The organism is Listeria cornellensis FSL F6-0969 (assembly GCF_000525855.1).
GTDB lineage: Bacteria > Bacillota > Bacilli > Lactobacillales > Listeriaceae > Listeria_A > Listeria_A cornellensis.
This window is the reverse complement of record NZ_AODE01000012.1, coordinates 18,105-36,050: the sequence shown is the minus strand read 5'-3', so window position 1 is coordinate 36,050 and position 17,946 is coordinate 18,105. Positions and strand designations below refer to the sequence as shown.

12 protein-coding genes and 3 pseudogenes are annotated in these 17,946 nt (G+C 42.0%); 8 read left to right on the top strand and 7 right to left on the bottom strand.

Features of this window, described 5'->3' with window-relative positions:
- Positions 1 to 12 precede the first annotated feature (12 nt).
- Positions 13 to 668, top strand: a pseudogene (locus tag PCORN_RS05075) (TetR/AcrR family transcriptional regulator).
- Here PCORN_RS05075 and kdpDN read toward each other — a convergent pair.
- From kdpDN to ltaS, 7 genes and pseudogenes are all read right to left on the bottom strand, one after another.
- Positions 665 to 1,868 (bottom strand): annotated as a pseudogene (gene kdpDN, locus PCORN_RS05070) (KdpD-like non-kinase potassium sensor). The pseudogenes PCORN_RS05075 and kdpDN overlap by 4 nt on opposite strands.
- A 15-nt stretch (positions 1,869 to 1,883) precedes the next feature.
- The gene (kdpC, locus tag PCORN_RS05065) at positions 1,884 to 2,438 is read right to left on the bottom strand and encodes a potassium-transporting ATPase subunit KdpC (RefSeq protein ID WP_036078175.1); all 555 of its coding nucleotides are present in this window, start codon (positions 2,436 to 2,438) and stop codon (positions 1,884 to 1,886) included.
- 12 nt (positions 2,439 to 2,450) lie between these two features.
- Positions 2,451 to 4,481 carry a potassium-transporting ATPase subunit KdpB gene (kdpB, locus tag PCORN_RS05060; RefSeq protein WP_036078172.1) on the bottom strand — a complete coding sequence of 677 codons (2,031 nt, stop codon included), beginning with the start codon at positions 4,479 to 4,481 and terminating at the stop codon, positions 2,451 to 2,453.
- 12 nt (positions 4,482 to 4,493) lie between these two features.
- Positions 4,494 to 6,167, bottom strand: coding sequence for a potassium-transporting ATPase subunit KdpA (kdpA, locus tag PCORN_RS05055; protein WP_036078169.1), 1,674 nt, complete (start codon positions 6,165 to 6,167; stop codon positions 4,494 to 4,496).
- A gap of 18 nt (positions 6,168 to 6,185) precedes the next feature.
- Complete coding sequence (kdpF, locus tag PCORN_RS21235; RefSeq protein WP_420912017.1) at positions 6,186 to 6,254, bottom strand: K(+)-transporting ATPase subunit F; 69 nt, start codon at positions 6,252 to 6,254, stop codon at positions 6,186 to 6,188.
- 558 nt (positions 6,255 to 6,812) lie between these two features.
- A pseudogene (locus tag PCORN_RS05050) lies at positions 6,813 to 8,052 on the bottom strand (dicarboxylate/amino acid:cation symporter).
- A gap of 130 nt (positions 8,053 to 8,182) precedes the next feature.
- On the bottom strand, positions 8,183 to 10,171 hold the full coding sequence (gene ltaS / locus PCORN_RS05045) for a lipoteichoic acid synthase (protein ID WP_036078167.1): 1,989 nt from the start codon (positions 10,169 to 10,171) through the stop codon (positions 8,183 to 8,185).
- 374 nt (positions 10,172 to 10,545) lie between these two features.
- Between ltaS and PCORN_RS05040 the strand changes: the two genes are divergently transcribed.
- From PCORN_RS05040 to PCORN_RS05015, 7 genes are all read left to right on the top strand, one after another.
- Entirely contained in the window at positions 10,546 to 11,208 is a 663-nt protein-coding gene (locus PCORN_RS05040) for a class A sortase (RefSeq protein ID WP_036078223.1), read from the top strand.
- A 262-nt stretch (positions 11,209 to 11,470) separates the two neighbouring features.
- Positions 11,471 to 11,908 carry a hypothetical protein gene (locus PCORN_RS17170; RefSeq protein WP_051999268.1) on the top strand — a complete coding sequence of 146 codons (438 nt, stop codon included), beginning with the start codon at positions 11,471 to 11,473 and terminating at the stop codon, positions 11,906 to 11,908.
- Positions 11,869 to 15,120 (top strand): DNRLRE domain-containing protein, encoded by a 3,252-nt coding sequence (locus PCORN_RS17165; RefSeq protein WP_206537426.1) that lies wholly within the window; start codon positions 11,869 to 11,871, stop codon positions 15,118 to 15,120. The genes PCORN_RS17170 and PCORN_RS17165 overlap by 40 nt, the downstream gene beginning before the upstream one ends.
- A 14-nt stretch (positions 15,121 to 15,134) precedes the next feature.
- Positions 15,135 to 15,581, top strand: a complete 447-nt coding sequence (locus tag PCORN_RS05030; RefSeq protein ID WP_149024262.1) for a hypothetical protein — start codon at positions 15,135 to 15,137, stop codon at positions 15,579 to 15,581.
- 36 nt (positions 15,582 to 15,617) lie between these two features.
- A complete protein-coding gene (locus tag PCORN_RS05025; RefSeq protein ID WP_036078161.1) occupies positions 15,618 to 15,977 on the top strand; it encodes a DUF3139 domain-containing protein in 360 nt (119 codons plus the stop codon).
- 126 nt (positions 15,978 to 16,103) lie between these two features.
- Complete coding sequence (locus PCORN_RS05020) at positions 16,104 to 16,835, top strand: MBL fold metallo-hydrolase (RefSeq protein WP_036078159.1); 732 nt, start codon at positions 16,104 to 16,106, stop codon at positions 16,833 to 16,835.
- A 14-nt stretch (positions 16,836 to 16,849) separates the two neighbouring features.
- On the top strand, positions 16,850 to 17,845 hold the full coding sequence (locus PCORN_RS05015) for a lipoate--protein ligase (RefSeq protein ID WP_036078157.1): 996 nt from the start codon (positions 16,850 to 16,852) through the stop codon (positions 17,843 to 17,845).
- The last annotated feature ends 101 nt before the right edge of the window (positions 17,846 to 17,946 follow it).

Sequence of the window (17,946 nt, the reverse complement as noted above, 5' to 3'; positions counted from 1 at the left end):
GGAATGGCGAAAATGGGTGAAAATAAAGACATTCTGACGCAAATGTTAGAGGTGGCGGAGCAGGATAAAAAAAATGAGTGAGAAGCAGAAAAAAAATCGTGGCGGCTGCGATTGAATTGTTTGCGGAACGTGGTTTTGCAGCGACATCAACGAGTGAAATTGCGAAGCGTGCTGGTGTTGCGGAGGGCACGATTTTTAGACATTATAAGACGAAGAAGGATTTGTTGACGTCGATTACAGTGCCGATTATGATTGATAGTGTGGCGCCATTTTTAGCGCAGGCTTTTGTGGCGGAGGTTTTTGAGCAGGAATATCCTGATTTCCGGACTTTTTTAAAGGCGCTTATTCGGAATCGGTTTGAGTTTGCGCGTGAGAATAGCCAGGTGATTAAGATTTATATGCAGGAATTGTTGTATCACGAGGAGATGCGAGAGCAGTTTTCGAAGGTGTTTATGGTGCATGTGAAGGGGCAGTTTGATCGGATTATTGGTTTTTATAAAGAGCGTGGGGAAATTAATGAGATGCCGAATAGTACGATTATGCGGACACTAATTACGAATATTGTTGGATTTTTGGTGACGCGATTTATGATTATGCCTGATGCCAAGTGGGATGACGATGCGGAGATTGAACGGACGGTGAGCTGTATCGTAAATGGTATTAGTTAAAAAACAGGGTGGATGCGCCAAATTTGGCATATCCACCCTGTTTTTTTTAATTTTTTTCTGGAATCTGCGACAATGTGAATATCGATGCCGTCCGTTTCGCGCATAATCGCGTTGACAACGGAGCCCTTCGTGAGTTCTTCTAATCGTGTTTTTACCGATTGGCCGAGAATGATCTGTGTGATATGATGCTTTTTTGCTACATCTGTAATAACGCTAAAAAATTTTGCGGTTATGGTTCGTTTCAACTAAAAAATGAGCATCGAATTCATTAGCAAGTTTTTTCCAGGACTCGTATTTTTTACGGGTATAGGGATCCAAATCGCCAAAATCTCCTGGAATAGCAGTTAGAATAAATAACTCTGCTCGTAAACGATTGGCAATTCGCCAACCACGCCGTATTAGTTTCTCTGCATTGTCATCATTTTTAACACAAACAAGAATTTTCTCATTGACAGCAGCGGCACGGAGTTTTGCTTCCGTTTTGTCTGTTTTGTCATCGACGTCATCAGCTACTTCTCGAAGCGCCATTTCACGAAGAGCGGACAGGTTACGCTGCGTGAAGAAATTTTCAAGGGATTGATTAATTTTATGACTGGCGTATATTTTCCCTTCTCGAAGCCGTTTTTGAAGCGTTTCAGCGGAGACATCGATGAGGATGACTTCGCTTGCCGTGTCCAAAAGATGGTCGGGAATGCGTTCACGAACTTTGACACCGGTAACGGTTTGCACGGTATCATGCAGGCTTTCCAAATGCTGAATATTGACAGCGGACAAAACATTGATACGGTGATCGAGGATTTCTAGTACATCCTGATACCGCTTGTTGTGCTTGGAGCCAGGGATGTTGGAGTGCGCGAGTTCGTCAATCACAACGACATCTGGATTGCGTGCTAAAATCGCTTCGACATCTAGGTCTTGGAAAACGGTGCCTTTGTAGGGAATCTCCTTTAAGGCAAGCGTTTCGAGATTACCAATCATGGCCGCCGTTTCTGGTCGATGATGGGTCTCAACAAGGCCTATAACGACATCGATTCCTTCTTTAAGCAGGTCTTGGGCTTCGGAGAGCATCCGATAGGTTTTCCCGACGCCAGGAGCCGAGCCAATATATATTTTCAGCTTCCCTTTTTTCAAGCGCTCAATTTCGGCAAGGATTTCTTCCGGACTTTTGCGACGAAAGGAAAACTCAGATTCTTCGGACATAGCGGCTGGACCTCCTTAATCAAGTAGTTTTTCTAAGGCTAGATTTAGTTCTAAAACATTGACGCGCGATTCACCAAAAAGGCCAAGGGAGCGCGGTGTCGTGTTGTCTGCTACGAGTTTTTGCACAGCGTCCGGTTTTAGATTGTTTGCTTCTGCGATACGTGCAACTTGTAGTTCCGCGCTGGTAACGGAGATATCGGGATCAAGTCCTGAGCCTGAATTCGTGACTAAGTCAGCAGGAATATTGGTACGCTGCATCGTTGGATTTTCTTTTTCAAGACGCGCAATCGATGCTACCACGCGTTTTTTCAGTTCTGGATTCGATGGTGCCAGATTCTTAGAACCGCTTGCGCTGGCATCATTCTTAATCGACGAAACGCGGCCATGGAAGAATTTTTCTGATGCAAAATTTTGACCGATCCATTTGGAGCCGAGGACTTGGTTGTCTTTTTTAATCAGAGAACCGTTCGCTTGGCTTGGAAAAATAACTTGTGCGACGCCGGTTGCAGCGAGCGGATAAATCAGCCCGCATAGGACGGTGAACACGAGACATAATCTTAGTGCTTTCATCTTTTTTCCCTCCTACATAAAGACCGAAACGGCCATATCAATCACTTTAATTCCAAAAAATGGGGCGACGACACCGCCAAGACCGTAGACGAATAGATTTTTTTTGAGTAGCTTGCTAGCTTTCATCGGTACATACTTGACGCCTTTCATTGCGAGTGGAATCAAAATCGGAATAATGATGGCATTAAAAATCAATGCCGAAATAATCGCGCTAGTAGGGGAGTCGAGTTGCATAATATTTAGTTTGTTCATGGCAGGAATCGCGATGGCAAACATAGCTGGAATGATCGCAAAATATTTCGCAATGTCATTAGCAATACTGAATGTTGTTAAGGCGCCACGAGTCATGAGCAACTGTTTACCAATCGACACGACTTCGATGATTTTCGTCGGATCAGAGTCAAGATCGACCATATTAGCCGCTTCTTTTGCAGCGATGGTCCCAGAATTCATTGCGAGGCCAACATCCGCTTGAGCAAGGGCTGGCGCATCATTGGTTCCATCGCCAGTCATCGCCACGAGTTTGCCAAGCGCTTGCTCATCTTTAATGACCTGGATCTTATCTTCGGGTTTGGATTCAGCAATATAATAATCGACACCAGCCTCTGCCGCAATCGTTTTGGCAGTCAACGGATTGTCTCCAGTACACATAATAGTTTTGATTCCCATTTTGCGGAGCTCGGCGAATCGTTCTTGCATCCCAGGTTTCACAGTATCTTTCAAATAAATAAAACCGTAGACTTCCGAATCAACAGAGACGGCGAGTGGCGTACCACCAAGACGCGCGATGCTGTCACCAACTTCTTGCATTTCTACTGGCAAAATTCCACCAAGACTCTCGACCCAGCGACTAATTGAATCCGCCGCACCTTTTCGGATTTTACGACCATCTTGAAGCGTAATCCCACTCATCCGTGTTTCTGCTTGGAACTCAATTTCCTCAGCAATCTGCGCGTCATCACTAGGAAACGCAATCACCATTCGTTTGGCAAGCGCCAAGACCGATTTCCCCTCCGGCGTATCATCTTTCAGTGAACTTATCGCAGCAATTTCCGCTATCTCCGCCACCGAATGACCTCCTACAGGCAAAAATTCGCTCGCCATCCGATTTCCAAACGTAATCGTTCCCGTTTTGTCCAAAATAATCGTATTGATATCACCGGCAGCTTCCACGGCTTTCCCGCTCATCGCAAGGACATTGAAACGAGTCACCCGGTCCATTCCGGCAATACCAATCGCAGAAAGTAGGGCGCCAATTGTCGTTGGAATCAGGCAAACAAGAAGCGCAACCAGTGTTGGAATGGACAATTCGACCCCATTAAAACGGGCAATCGGATAAAGTGTGATCACAACAATCATAAAAATAATCGTGAGTGTAATAAGCAAAATCGTGAGCGCAATCTCATTCGGTGTTTTTTGACGCTTGGCACCTTCGACCATAGAAATCATTTTATCAAGAAACGACTCACCAGGATTACTCTCAATCCGAACTTTAATCGAATCACTGAGCACCATCGTACCACCCGTAACCGAAGCAAAATCACCACCACTTTCCTTAATGACAGGCGCTGATTCTCCGGTGATAGCAGATTCATCAATCGAGGCAAGCCCTTCAATAATCTCACCATCACTCGGTATCAAATCGCCCATTTCGACAAGCACAATGTCCTCTTTGTGCAACGTCGAGGCCACAACTTCCTTCACCGAACCATCTTTTTGAATAAGTTTTGCCATCGTATCTTGCTTCGTTTTTTTGAGTGAATCCGCCTGTGCCTTCCCGCGACCTTCCGCCAAACTCTCTGCAAAATTAGCAAATAAAATCGTAACTAACAAAATTAGAAATACCGTCAACTCATAGCCAATCGAAGCGGTAACCCCAAAAAACTGTGGAAAAAGCATTAACAACAAGACAACAAATGTCCCAACTTCGACAACAAACATGACTGGATTTTTAATCATCGCTACTGGATTTAATTTCACAAAGCTATCTTTCACAGCAGTGAGCATCATTTTGCGGTTAAATAATACGTTCTTTTTCTCCATTTTCACACACTCCTATAAAGTTAAACTTTCTGCAATCGGTCCAAGTACGAGAACTGGCAAGAAGGTGAGGGCGCCAATAATGAGCACAACCATTACTAAAATCCCAGTAAACAAGCCATTATCCGTTCTAAAAGTACCAATCGTTTCCGGAATAAATGGCTTGCGCGTCATCGAACCAGCGACCGCGAGTAAAAGCACAATCGAGAGGTACCGACCTAAAAACATCACAATGCCCGTCGTTATATTCCAAAACGCCGTATTATCTCCAAGTCCCTCAAATCCCGAGCCATTGTTTGCCGCAGAAGACGTGAACTCATACAAAACCTGCGTCATCCCGTGAAAACCAGGGTTGGAGATTGCATCCGTTCCCGCTGATGTAAGTAAGGCCACAGCGGTAGGGACTAATATAATAATCGGATGTATCAGAAGCGTCAACGTAATCAACTTCATCTCGCGCGGCTCAATTTTGCGGCCGAGAAATTCCGGGGTACGCCCAATCAAGAGCCCACATAAAAACACACCAAGCATCGCGTACATCAACATGTTTATCAAACCAACACCATCACCGCCAAACACTACGTTCAGCATCATCAGCGCGAGCGTCCCCATACCACCAAGCGGCGTCAATGTGTCATGCATATTATTCACCGAACCAGTCGTAGCCGCGGTCGTAATCGTACTAAACAACGTCGAAGCGCCGAGTCCGAATCGCATTTCCTTGCCTTCCATACTGCCCTGTGCGTTCGAAACACCAAGCTCCGTCAACACCGGATTTCCCGCTTTTTCCGACATGAAAATAAGTCCGAGAAACACGATAAACAAGACAAACATCGCTGAAAAAATGACCCAGCCTTGCTTTTGATTTTTAGCGAAGCGACCGTAAGTGTAAGTCAAAGAAGCAGGAATACACCACATCGCCAGCATTTCTAGCACATTCGTGAGCGGCGTCGGATTCTCAAAAGGATGCGCTGAGTTAGCACCGAAAAACCCGCCGCCGTTCGTGCCCAAGTGTTTAATCGCTTCAAGCGACGCCACCGGACCAAGCGCAATCGTCTGCTTCACGCCTTCTAGCGTCGTCACAGCATGCGAGCTTGCCAACGTCTGCGGAACCGCCAATCCAACCAAAACAAGCGTCAAAATAAAAGCTAGCGGCAACAATAAGCGCGTTATCGCCTTCGTGAAATCCTCATAAAAGTTGCCTAGCGTCTCGCCCTTACTCGTAATCCCACGAATAAAAGCAATCGCCACCGAGATCCCACTTGCCGCCGACGTGAACATCATCATCGTAATAAACATCATCTGCGTCATGTTCGTCAGCACCGTTTCCCCGCTATAATGTTGCAGATTTGTATTCGTCATAAAACTAATCACCGTATTAAAAGCAAGCGTCAGATCAAGCCCCTTCAAACCATCAGGATTCGCCCAAAGCCCTTGCATAAAAACCATCACAAAACCAACAACCATCAAAATTCCATTGACTAAAACGAGCGAAAAGGCATACCGTTTCCAAGTCATCGCAGGGCGCTCTTTCAAACCAGCCAACCGGAAAATACCGGACTCTATTTTCTCAAAAAAGCGATTCCCCCTTGTCGGTGTCCCCGCAAAAATCTTGTACATGTAAGTCCCAAGCGGCTTGATTAAGCAAAACAAAATCAAAATGACAACAACAATTTGTAAAATTTCCATGTTTCTTATCTCCCTCAACTAAAATTTCTCCGGATGGATTAACGCATAGACTAAGTAACCCAACAATAAAATCGCAAATAACAGCATTATTATCATAAAATAAACCTCCCATAATTACCTATGCCGAGTTTTTAAGCTAGACTCCAATAAAAAAAACACCCCAGATTCATCATCCGCGGATCATAAGTAAGGAACCATACTAAACAATGTTTCATCTCCCTTTTCTTATCGCGAAATACAAGTTCTGTATCCTGTTATTCACGCCATATGCACTTGTTAAAAATCGATTTTTAAACGAAAATATTGCTATGAAAAAACCTTGAAACCTTAGTTATACCAGTACTTCATAAAGTGAACTATTATTTCTATTTCGAGCTATGCGACATATCATACTCCTAAATCTGAGAAAAGTAAACCATAATTTAAAATAATTTTTCGAAGCGGGGAGGAGCCTCAATTTTAGGCAAAATAAAAAGGCGAAAGAAGTCTAAAAAACTCCATTTCGCCTCAGCGTGACGACAAAAAACTATTTTCATCGTTAAAAGCTCCGTTCCGATGCTCAGGGACTCCAGTACACTCCACGTTGGTACTCGCTTTTTCCTAGAAACTAGGCATTTGTCGTCACGATTCGCATGGCAAGTAAATTTAAGCAAACTGTTTTGAAAGCCAATGCTTGCCTTCCACAAATCGGCTAACAAGCATCGCACAAACCGTATTTCCTGTTGAATTCAATAATGTTGCAGGTATATCAATTATCGTGCTAATAATCATAATCGTCCCAACGAGTTCAGGGTTGAAACCAAACACCGCGCAAATCATCAATTCGCCAGTCATACCGCCACTTGGAATTGCGCCCATTACAGCGCCAACAAGGAAAGCGACACCAATAATCGCTAGAATACTCATCGGCGAGGTCATATCTTTTCCAAATAACGTAAACAGGAAAATAATCTTGATAATCCCGCCCATCACAGAGCCATCCTTATGTGTATTAGCCCCAAGAGGAATCACTGTTTCTGCGATATCATCTGGCACACCCATTTTTTTTCGTTGCTTGTAAGTTAACCGGAATACATGCCGCACTTGACGATGTAGCAATCGCTGTAATCGAAGGCGTAATCACGTTTTTCCAGTAAACTTTGACACCTAGCGGACCACCTGCGATAAAAGCGTACAAGGTGAAAGCGCCAAAATAATAAATAACCGCGAGTACTAAATAAAGTAAGAAAGAGTTCAAATAACCATTAATAATCTGTGGTCCAAGTTTTCCGACTGTATCCGCAAAGTAACACCCAAGACCAATCGGTGCAGCGTACATAATTACCTTCACCATTTTCAAAATAACTTCTGTACCAGCATTCAAGAAATCTGCCACTGGTTTTCCTTTCGCGCCTGCCATCGACGTAGCAAGCCCCAAGAGGATTGAAAATACAATCAAGGGTAATAAGTTAGATTTAGAGAATAAGTCCAGAAAATCAGGCACTGTGAACGTTTTGACGATTGTTTCGCCTATTGTCGAGCTAGCCGCTTCAGGAGCTGCAGGCAAGTTCTTGATAATCTGCGTCATATCCACACCTTTAAGCGGATTATAAATCGTTGTTCCAATAAACGCAATCACCGCAGCAATCAAGGCCGTCGTAAAGAACACCGCAAAAATGGTCCCCATAATCTTACCGAGTCGCTTCATTCCTTGCATGTTCGCAATAGCACTTGAAACGCTCAAAAACACAAGCGGTACAATAACGACGAACATCAAATTAAGAAATAATTCCCCAATAGGTCGAACAACCGATGTCTTATCTCCAAAAATAAGGCCAGCCGCACCTCCGACAATAATTCCGGCGATTAAGAATAAACTGAATGCATAGTTTTTAAGTATCTTCATATGTAGTAAACCTCCCTTTATCTTTTTCTAGAATAGCATTTTAAAGCACGAAAGGGAAGCGCTTTTTTAAAAGAAGTGCAAAAGAAAAACCTCCAATCCTAAAAATTTCTTAGAATCGGAGGTTGGATGCTTATTTGGTGTTTGTTGATGTTTCGTCTGTGTCTTCCTTGTCTGTACTCGTTGTTTTATTTTTGTTGTTATAATTGTACTTCGAAGGATCTGTTTCCTTAAAGCCTTCCGGAGTGTAGAAACGAAGCAGATCACCTTGTAAGACTTCATCGGAAAGCTCAAGCTCTTTTGCGACATTGTCTTTTGTTGCTTTCATTGCATCCGTCTCGGTTGTGATTTCTTCGCCTGTCTTCTGATTGTAGAACTTGCCACCAATCATGGAATAAGCAGGGGTAATGAAATCACCGTTTCGGAATGGTACGACTTGTTTCGCGTCTTTTGAAAGCAAGTCATTACCTAATTGTACGTAGTTTTTCGTGTCCGTACCTAGCAAGTGAAGTAGCGTTGGTAAAATATCGATTTCACCGCCGTACGTATCCTGCACGCCACCTTCCACGCCAGGAACACGAACCATGAATGGCACACGTTGCGCTTGAGCATTTTGGTAAGCATCGTAATCCGTACCAAGCACTTTACTCATAGCTTGCGCGTGATTATCAGAAATACCATAGTGATCGCCGTACATCACGATAACCGAATTCTCATACAAACCGCTATCCTTCAAATACTGCACAAAACTTTTCACAGATTCATCTAAATAACGCGCCGTTTGGAAATAACTATCTACCGAAGCATCGCCAGTTTCGGCTGGTTGAATCGTCGCTTCCTCCTCCGAAATCGGATAAGGGAAGTGGTTCGTCAGCGTGATAAATTTCGCATAAAACGGTTGTTGCAACGTTTCGATATATTTCTCTGATTCTTGGAAGAACGGCTTATCTTTCAAACCGTAGTTGGAAACATCTTTTTCGTTCATATCATAATAACTCGCATCGAAGAAATGATTATAACCGAACTGTTTGTAAATTTCGTCGCGATTCCAGAAACTCTTATAGTTACCATGGAAAACCGCTGAATCATAACCTTGCTGGCCTAAAATCGCAGGCGCTGATTGATACGTATTCTTACCTTTTGTAGAGAAGGCAGAACCTTGTGGAAGTCCGAATAAAGAATTCTCAAGCATCATTTCGGCATCGGAAGTTTTCCCTTGCCCAGTTTGATGGAAGAAATTCGTGAAGCTAAATGTATTTTTGTCCTTAAAGAACGAGTTGATAAATGGTGTAACCTCTTCACCGTGAAGTTTATAGCCAATCAAGAACTGCTGATAACTCTCCAAGTGAATATAAATCACGTTTTTGCCTTTCGCTTTACCAAAGTATTCTGGATTTGGCGCGGCATAATTCGATTTCGTATAGTTCAACACTTCATTGACATCGCTACTATCGGCGAGGGCACGCTGCGTCGAGTTCTGCGTACTTTTCACTGCATCATACAGCTGGAAGTTCGTCATACCAAGATATTTCACAATATACGTCCGGTCAAAAGTACGTGTCAAAAGCTCAGGACGATCGATTTCCGCAAGGCCTAAGTTAGCAAAGAACATCGCCACACCTAGCGTCAAGACACCAACCGTTTTACGAGCACGAATACGCGCTTCTTTGTTCGGTTTCACAACGCGGAATACCAATAATCCAATCAGGAAAATGATATCCAAGAAGTAAAGCGCATCCGTCCAGTTCATCAAAGCACCAATACTACCACTTTGTTCGCCAAGGCTTGACGCCTCTTTAATGTTTGGCAGTGTAATAAAATCACTGAAGAACCGGTAGTAAACCATGTTCGCAAACAAGACGATAGTTAATAGTAGATCGATGATAATAATCCAGACAAACGAGCGTCGACCTTTTGCAAATAAGGCAAGTCCCATAAAGAACACAGCCGAACTCAGCGGATTAATAAGTAATAAAAATTGTTGCATGGCATTCTCGATACCAAGATTAAATTCAGTTTGATAAGCAATATACGTTTTTAGCCAGAATAGAATGACGGCTAGAATAAAAAATCCGTAGTTCTTACTTAAGAAGCTGAGGACTTTTCCTTTCCATTCGTTCATAGTTCACCTCTCCTAATACTCTGTGTGAGTAAGTACTTTCATATTTAATAGAATAAAAAAAAACTGGGCTCTATATGTAAGAAGCGTTACGCTAATTCCAAACCCACGTTAATCTAATTGTAACATAACTTTAACAAAAACAAAACTAAAAAACATGCGTCTAGAGACCGAGTTCATATGGGAATCCCTTCGTGGTGCGGAATATCGATAATTGAAAGAGAAAGGTTGGGTGGTTTATTTGGGGATAGACTGGGGAATATAGGAAGAAGATTATGTGTATAAAAAAGAACGTATAGAATAATGTCCAGCATTTTTCTAGGTTGCAATTAACACTAAACCTACTATATAATAAAAAGAACAGCAAGGAGGAATATATATTGAAGAAAACGATTGCTATTATCATTTTAATAGTCGGGTTACTACTTGTGCTTTCACCGTTCATTAAAAGCGGGATTGTGAAGTATCTAAGTGAACGGGACTCGGTGACGAATTACAGTGTAGAAACAATTGAAAAAAATAATAACAGAGACGCAAACTTTGATTTTGCGAGTGTCGAACTACCCTCGATGACATCCGTGGTGAGAGGTGCAGCCAATTACGACAAGAATGCCGTTGTAGGCTCGATTGCTATTCCGAGCGTCGATCTTAGTTTGATGGTCTTAAAAGGAACAAACACGGCAAACCTACTCGCTGGTGCGACGACGATGCGATCGGATCAAGTAATGGGGAAAGGCAATTACCCACTTGCCGGACATCACATGCGTAACGGTTCGATGCTATTTGGTCCAGTGATGAACGTGAAAGAAGGCGCCAAGGTGTATTTGACCGATTTGACGAATCTGTACACCTATGAAGTAACGAATACAAAAATCGTGAAAGATACAGAAGTTGGCGTGATTGATGATACGGAAGAACCGCAGATTACACTGGTCACGTGTGATGTTGCGACAGAGACGGATCAACGGTTTATTGCAACAGGGAAGTTGGTTTCAACCGAGAAGCTGACGAAAGAGAAGAAAGAAAAATATTTTGAATAAGATTTTTAGAGCACGCCACATGGAATTTTGATTCTGTGTGGTGTGTTTTTTTTATTGGGGCTATTTCCCACGAAACTATTTTCCTAGTTCAATCAGCTATATTTATCAATTATTGTTAAAGAAATTATCATTAAAATTAAATATTTCCTAAAGAAGATCTATATGGCATTGTTTAGATGGGAATTTTGTGATATTTTTAGTATGCATATTGGGAAATAGAAGTAGAGAGGCATGCTAAAAAAGTGAAAGAGGGAGAAACAAGATGAAGAAAGGGCTATCAAGAGTACTTGTAAGCAGTATGGCAATGATGCTGGTATTTTCTAGTGTACCCATCCTTGACGCACAAGCAGTAGACCATGCTACAGTTACAGCAGAAACACCGGACAGCCCAGAGAAGAAGGCAGTAGAGGTAGTTGAAGAACGAACGGATAGAGAAATGGTATATGACAATCAAGATGGAATGTTCACGAAGCAGATTTACACAGAACCTATTAATGTGAAAGAAGACGGCGATTGGGAGCCTATTTCCAATACAATGATTTTCGATGGCGGTGATAATATTGCTTCTGAACGAACGGAAATCCAGCCAACATTCTTCACAGAAGGGAGCAAGGGAAATACAGTCAATTTGGTGAAGGTGATAATCAGATCACATTTTCTTTGGAATCGGCAGAGGGAGAACAAGGAAAAGAGACTGTGAAAGATGTTTCTGCTACATTAAAAGATAACGAAGTCCGCTACAAAGATATTTTAAAGAGTACAGATCTTCGGAATCTAACGTTCAATACTTCCGTTAAAGAGGATATTGTTTTACGCGAATACACGGGAGTACATAGTTACAATTTTAAAGTAACGACAGCTTTAAAAGCCGAGAAGCTAGCGGATGGCTCGATTATCTTTAAAAATGGAGCAGGCGTGGTGGCATACACACTGCCAAAACCTGTAATGACAGATTCGAATATTCATCCAGCAACAGGAAATGCAACAGAATCCGAAGCGGTATCATTTGAGTTGAATAATATCGCAGCTAACATTTATCAAATTACGCTCATAGCTGATCAAGTTTGGTTAAAGGACAGTGCTTGTGTCTATCCAGTATACATTGATCCTAGTGTGCAATTGAAAAAAGTGGTGGACGCAGGGATTTCTAGCGTTACACCAACCACGAATTACTCAGGAAGCAAATTATGGGATGCGGCTTTAAACGAATACGTATTGAAAGTTGGCCGTTACGATGATACAACAGGATTTAATTATGCGTATATTAAACCAGATACAAGCTCACTAGCGAATGCAACTATCGAATCCGCAACATTTAAAGCATACGCGGTGTGGCATCACTCATCAACAGCCAAAAATCCAGTGAAATTAGAAGAAGTGACTGGCGATTGGACAACAACAGGCGTAACATGGAATACACGTCCAACAACATTTAACGTCGGTTCAGTAGATATCGGTCGGAATCAGTGGGCAAACTTTGATGTGACGAGCTCAGTCCGCGCATGGACAACAGGGGTCCGTCCAAACAAAGGCTTCATGATGCACACGGTGAACCAACAAGACCATTGGAAAAAATTCACGGCGACCGAGACAGGTAAAAATGTACCTTATCTAGAAGTAACGTACACGTATGATAAACCAGAAAAAGCAACGATCAAAACAGTATCGAATGGCGCTGGGACAGGCACAGGATATATGAATTTATCATGGAATAAGATGCCAGGAGCTACAGGATATAAAGTGATTATTGGAAATGGCTATAACTATGAACAAATCCCAGTGGGCAATGTAACATCATGGACAACGAAAGGAAAGAACATTTTCCCAACACAAGCTGAAATAGCGAGCGGGCTCTATAAATTCCATACGGATGGAAAAGGAACCGAATTTGCGAGTGATCCACGTGCGCTCTATGAGAATGGCTACAAAGCAGGCAGTACATTTGGACTTCGCAATCAAACCAAATATATTGTTCGTATTCTAGCAACCTATCCAGGTGGAGATGGGCCAACATCGGATATCACGGATGCATATATGCCACCAGAAACATTACCAGCTAAGCCAGAGAAATCAGTAATTAAAACATTCTCTAGTGGTGCTGGAACTGGTACAGGTTATATGGATATTTCTTGGCAAACCGTACCAGGAGCGATTGATTATAAAGTAGTGATTGGAAACGGTTATAACTATGAATATTTCAATACCGGCAATGTGACTAATTGGTCAACGAAAGGTAAGAAGATATTTCCAACACAAGAAGAAATAGATGAAGGGAAATATAAGTTCCATACAGATGGCAAGGGAGAAGAATTTGCGAACGACCCTCGTGATTTATACGAGAATGGCTTTGTAGCAGGAAGTACGTTTGGTCTACGTAATCAAGAAAAGTATATCGTTCGTATTTTGCCAGTGTACAATTGGGGTGATGGCATGTCATCAGATATTACAGATGCTTATATGCCGCTTGAAACTCCAGCTCCACCAACAGGACAAGCATATGCTAATGCAGAAGGAACAGATAGTGGCTATGTGATATTAGATTGGGATGAGATAGAGGGTGCAGATGGATATAAAGTCACCATTTTTGATGGGAAGAAGAATGTTTATTTTGATGTCGGGGCAGAAACTAATTGGACAACAAAGGGGAAAGGAATTTGGCCAACCCAACAAGAAGTTGCAGCAGGGAGTTGGAATATCCGGACAGATGGTACAGGTAAAGAGTTGGCGCAAGATCCGTCTCAAGTCTATAAGAATTCAGGTGGTGTCTATGGCGAACGTAAGAATTATTGGTTCCGTGTGCAGGCGTATACAAGAGAGGGAAAAAGAATGGATAGTAGTATTTCGGACGTGTTTACACCAATTATACCAAAAGAGCAAATACTTTCAGAACTCTCCACTATTGGAGAAGTCGAGAGTTTTCTTATGAATTATTTGAAGATGCAAGGTAAGGATATAGCTATAAATTCAGCAGACTTTAAAGATTTTGTTATCAAGCAGTTAATGGATGATGAGGATGCGGTCTTATCATCAAGAGAAGACTACTCAATAATTTGTTCGTATCTTTCTGAATACTTACATGCAGAGACAGCTAAAGAGGATAATACAGAACAGATAGAGGGGACCCAGGAAGTTTTTGATACTCCAATTGATGCAGAGGATACTTCTGCAGGAGAAGAAGTTATACCAGAGCCATCAGAAGATTTGGAGATTATCGAGATCAATAAAAAAGATTTAGATACAGTATCACCACTTTTAAAGGAAGAAAGTACAACTATCAATGATATGAATGAGGTCGCTAAATCTGAAGAAGTTGAAAATAATTTAATTGAGGAATCTAATGTTGGCTTACTTAAAGCTTCCGCATATAATCCATCAAAAGCAGTGAAGTACGCAAAAAAATGGGCGTATGGAAGAAATTCTAATTATAGGAGTTTTAGTGATAGCGATGGTGATTGCACAAATTTTGTATCCCAAGCTATTTATAATGGTGGTATGAGTGAAAGAGTTATTCGTCCAGTACCCTATGGTATAAAGAAGACAACAAGTTATTGGTATAGTCAAATAGTATATACTAAAGTTTATTCGCAACGCTCATATGTTTATTATAAAACTATAAATCCTTCAACGTCTTGGGTTAATGTATCTGACTTTGCAGCGTATTGGAGCAAGTATCAACCAGTAAAAACTTATACTAATGTAGATGGTGCGATAGGGTACGCCAAAGTAGGTGATATTATTCAGTTTAAGAAAAAAGGTGGGAGTCGTTATTTTCATTCTATGATTGTAGTTGAAAAAAGTGGAGGAACACTTTTTTTAGCCGGCCATACATCAAGTTATGATAGAAGGAATATAAAAACTTCAATGAATGGGCTTAAAGGTGGTTCAATAAGAGTTATTAAATTTAATAGATGATGGAGAGTTTTATTATGAAAAAAAAGAAATATTTTTGGTTGATTATAATTGTTCTGCTAGTCAGCTGGATAACTTATTCTTTGTTACAACCAGCCATTGTATATTCAAAAGGGGACTATTGGAAAATAGTCTATAAACCAAGGGGAAGTGGAGTTACAGATTCAGCAGGAAATCCTTGGAGTGGCTATATAAAATGGAGAGGACTTAAAGAACCAAAAGTTTTACAAGTAGATTTGATAGTAGACGGCGAGTTAGTGAACTTATTTGAGGAGCGCGATTTGAAAAAGAACAAGGATGCTAATTTTGACGGACGAACTATCTTTGATCCTGAAACATTTTACAATGGTCCAGATATTAGTAGTATTCAGGCAATAAAAATAGCTTGGGAGAAAGATGGGGAAAACTATGAAGAAGTCGTGAAATTAAAAATGTATAAAAGAATCTTCATCCCGTTTTTCTAATGGGTCTCGATTGTTATCTACCTTGTAGGTGAAATTTTGAAAAAAGTTGTGAAAATACTCGGTGTAATCGTGCTAGTTTTTCTGGTAGTTTTCAGCGTTTATCTATACAAGAAAAATGTAGCGGAAAATGCGATTGATGCGTATATTGCGGAATATGGAATACCTCAGAGCGCAATAAGAGAGGAATCTTTTGGTTACGCACATGCGCCACCTGGCTTTGTAAAAATAGTCTACACGAAAGATGAAGGGGACGATATTCACTATATATTTCAGTATATCTCAAAAGAGAAAAGAGCGGACTATAGTGCTTACATTCAAGGAACCGAAGTCGGAATTGACGATCCCGGAACAAAAGAATTGAAATACCAACCACCAGCTTCCCTACAAAATGAATAATTACTAAAAAGGAGAGCATGTCGCAAAACTGGGCATGCTCTCCTTTTCTAATCCCAAAATCTGTTCTCCATACCGATTTTAGTGTATGATAAAAAGGTAAACTAAATCGAGAGAGGACGTGGTGGCATGAAGTTGACTGTGTTTGGTCATTGGGGCGGTTATCCGAAAGTGGATGAGGGAACGTCGAGTTATTTATTGGAAGAGGACGGATTTAAATTATTGATTGATGTCGGTGCGAGTGCCGTTTCTATTATGCAGAATTATGTGGATCCGAACGAGATGGATGCGGTGATTATTTCGCATTATCATCCGGATCATGTGGCGGATGTTGGGATTTTGCAGCATTATCGTTTGATTGGTGGGATGAACGCGGATGTTCCGGTGTTGCCGATGTATGGGCATGACGAGGATGCGCGTGGTTTTTCTTATCTTTCGATGCCAAATGTGTCGGAGGGCATTGCTTATGACCCGAACAAGCCGCTCCATGTTGGACCTTTTACCATCACGTTTTTGAAGACGGTGCATCCGGTTGTTTGTTATGCGATGCGGATGGAGGCGAACGGGAAGGTGTTTGTGTTCACGGCCGATTCAGCGTATCAGGAGTCGTTTGTTCCGTTTGCTAGGGGCGCGGATTTGTTGATGGCGGATACGAATTTCTATAAGGATTTGGCTGGGAAAAGTCAGATTCATATGGCGAGTACGGAAGTTGGAAAATTGGCGCGGGATGCTGGCGTGAAGACGTTGTTGTTATCGCATTTACCGCAGTTTGGTGAGTTGGCGACGCTAAAAGCTGAAGCGGCATCGGCATTTGATGGGCAGATTGTGTTGGCTGAAAAGGGTTTGATTATCGAGTTTTAAGGAGGAAGTAAGGCGTGTATTTTATTGATAATAAGAATGTGTTGGATCCGACGATAAATTTGGCGGTGGAAGAGTTTATTTTGACGGAGTTGGAATTGGACGAGCCAGTATTGCTTTTTTATATTAACCAGCCGTCGATTATTATTGGGCGGAATCAGAATACGATTGAGGAAATTAATACGGAATATGTGGCGGCAAATAACGTCAAGGTTGTGCGTCGTTTATCGGGCGGTGGCGCGGTTTATCATGATGAGGGGAATCTGAATTTCAGCTTTATTACGAAGGATGATGGGGATTCGTTCCACAACTTCGCGAAATTCACGGAGCCGATTGTGACGGCGCTTAAGAAGCAAGGTGTGAACGCGGAGTTGAAAGGGCGCAATGATTTGCTGATTGATGGCTTCAAAGTGTCTGGTAATGCGCAGTTTGCAACGAAGGGTAAGATGTTTTCGCATGGGACGTTGATGCTTGATCTTAATTTGGATCATGTCGTGGCGTCGCTGAAGGTGCGCAAGGATAAGATTGAGTCGAAGGGTATTAAGTCGGTGCGTAGTCGGGTTGCGAACATTTCGGAGTTCATGGAAAATAAGATGACGACGGAGGAGTTTCGCGATTTGCTGTTGCTTGATATTTTTGATGTTGAACGTGTGGCTGATGTGAAGGAGTATGTGCTCACGGAGGCGGACTGGGAGAAAATTCATGCGATTTCCGAGAAGCGTTACAATAACTGGGATTGGAATTACGGCAAATCGCCTAAGTTTAACTTGGAGCGGACGAAGCGTTTTCCAGTTGGTGGCATTGATGTGCGCTTAGACGTTGTGAAAAGTGTGATTGCGGACGTGAAAATTTTCGGTGACTTCTTCGGAGTTGGCGATGTGACGGAGATTGAGGACAAGCTTCGTGGCGTTAATTATCAGCGTGAGGCGATAGAAGAGGCATTGAAAGATGTGGAGATCAGACATTATTTTGGGAACATCACGAAGGAGGATTTCTTAGATTTGGTGTATTAAGGGGAATGTGGAGAGTCCAGGTGAACTAGCTTGGGCTCTTGTTTTGCGCAGATTTTTGCGATTTTTCACTGTTTTTGAAAATGTTATCTATTTTACTAGTG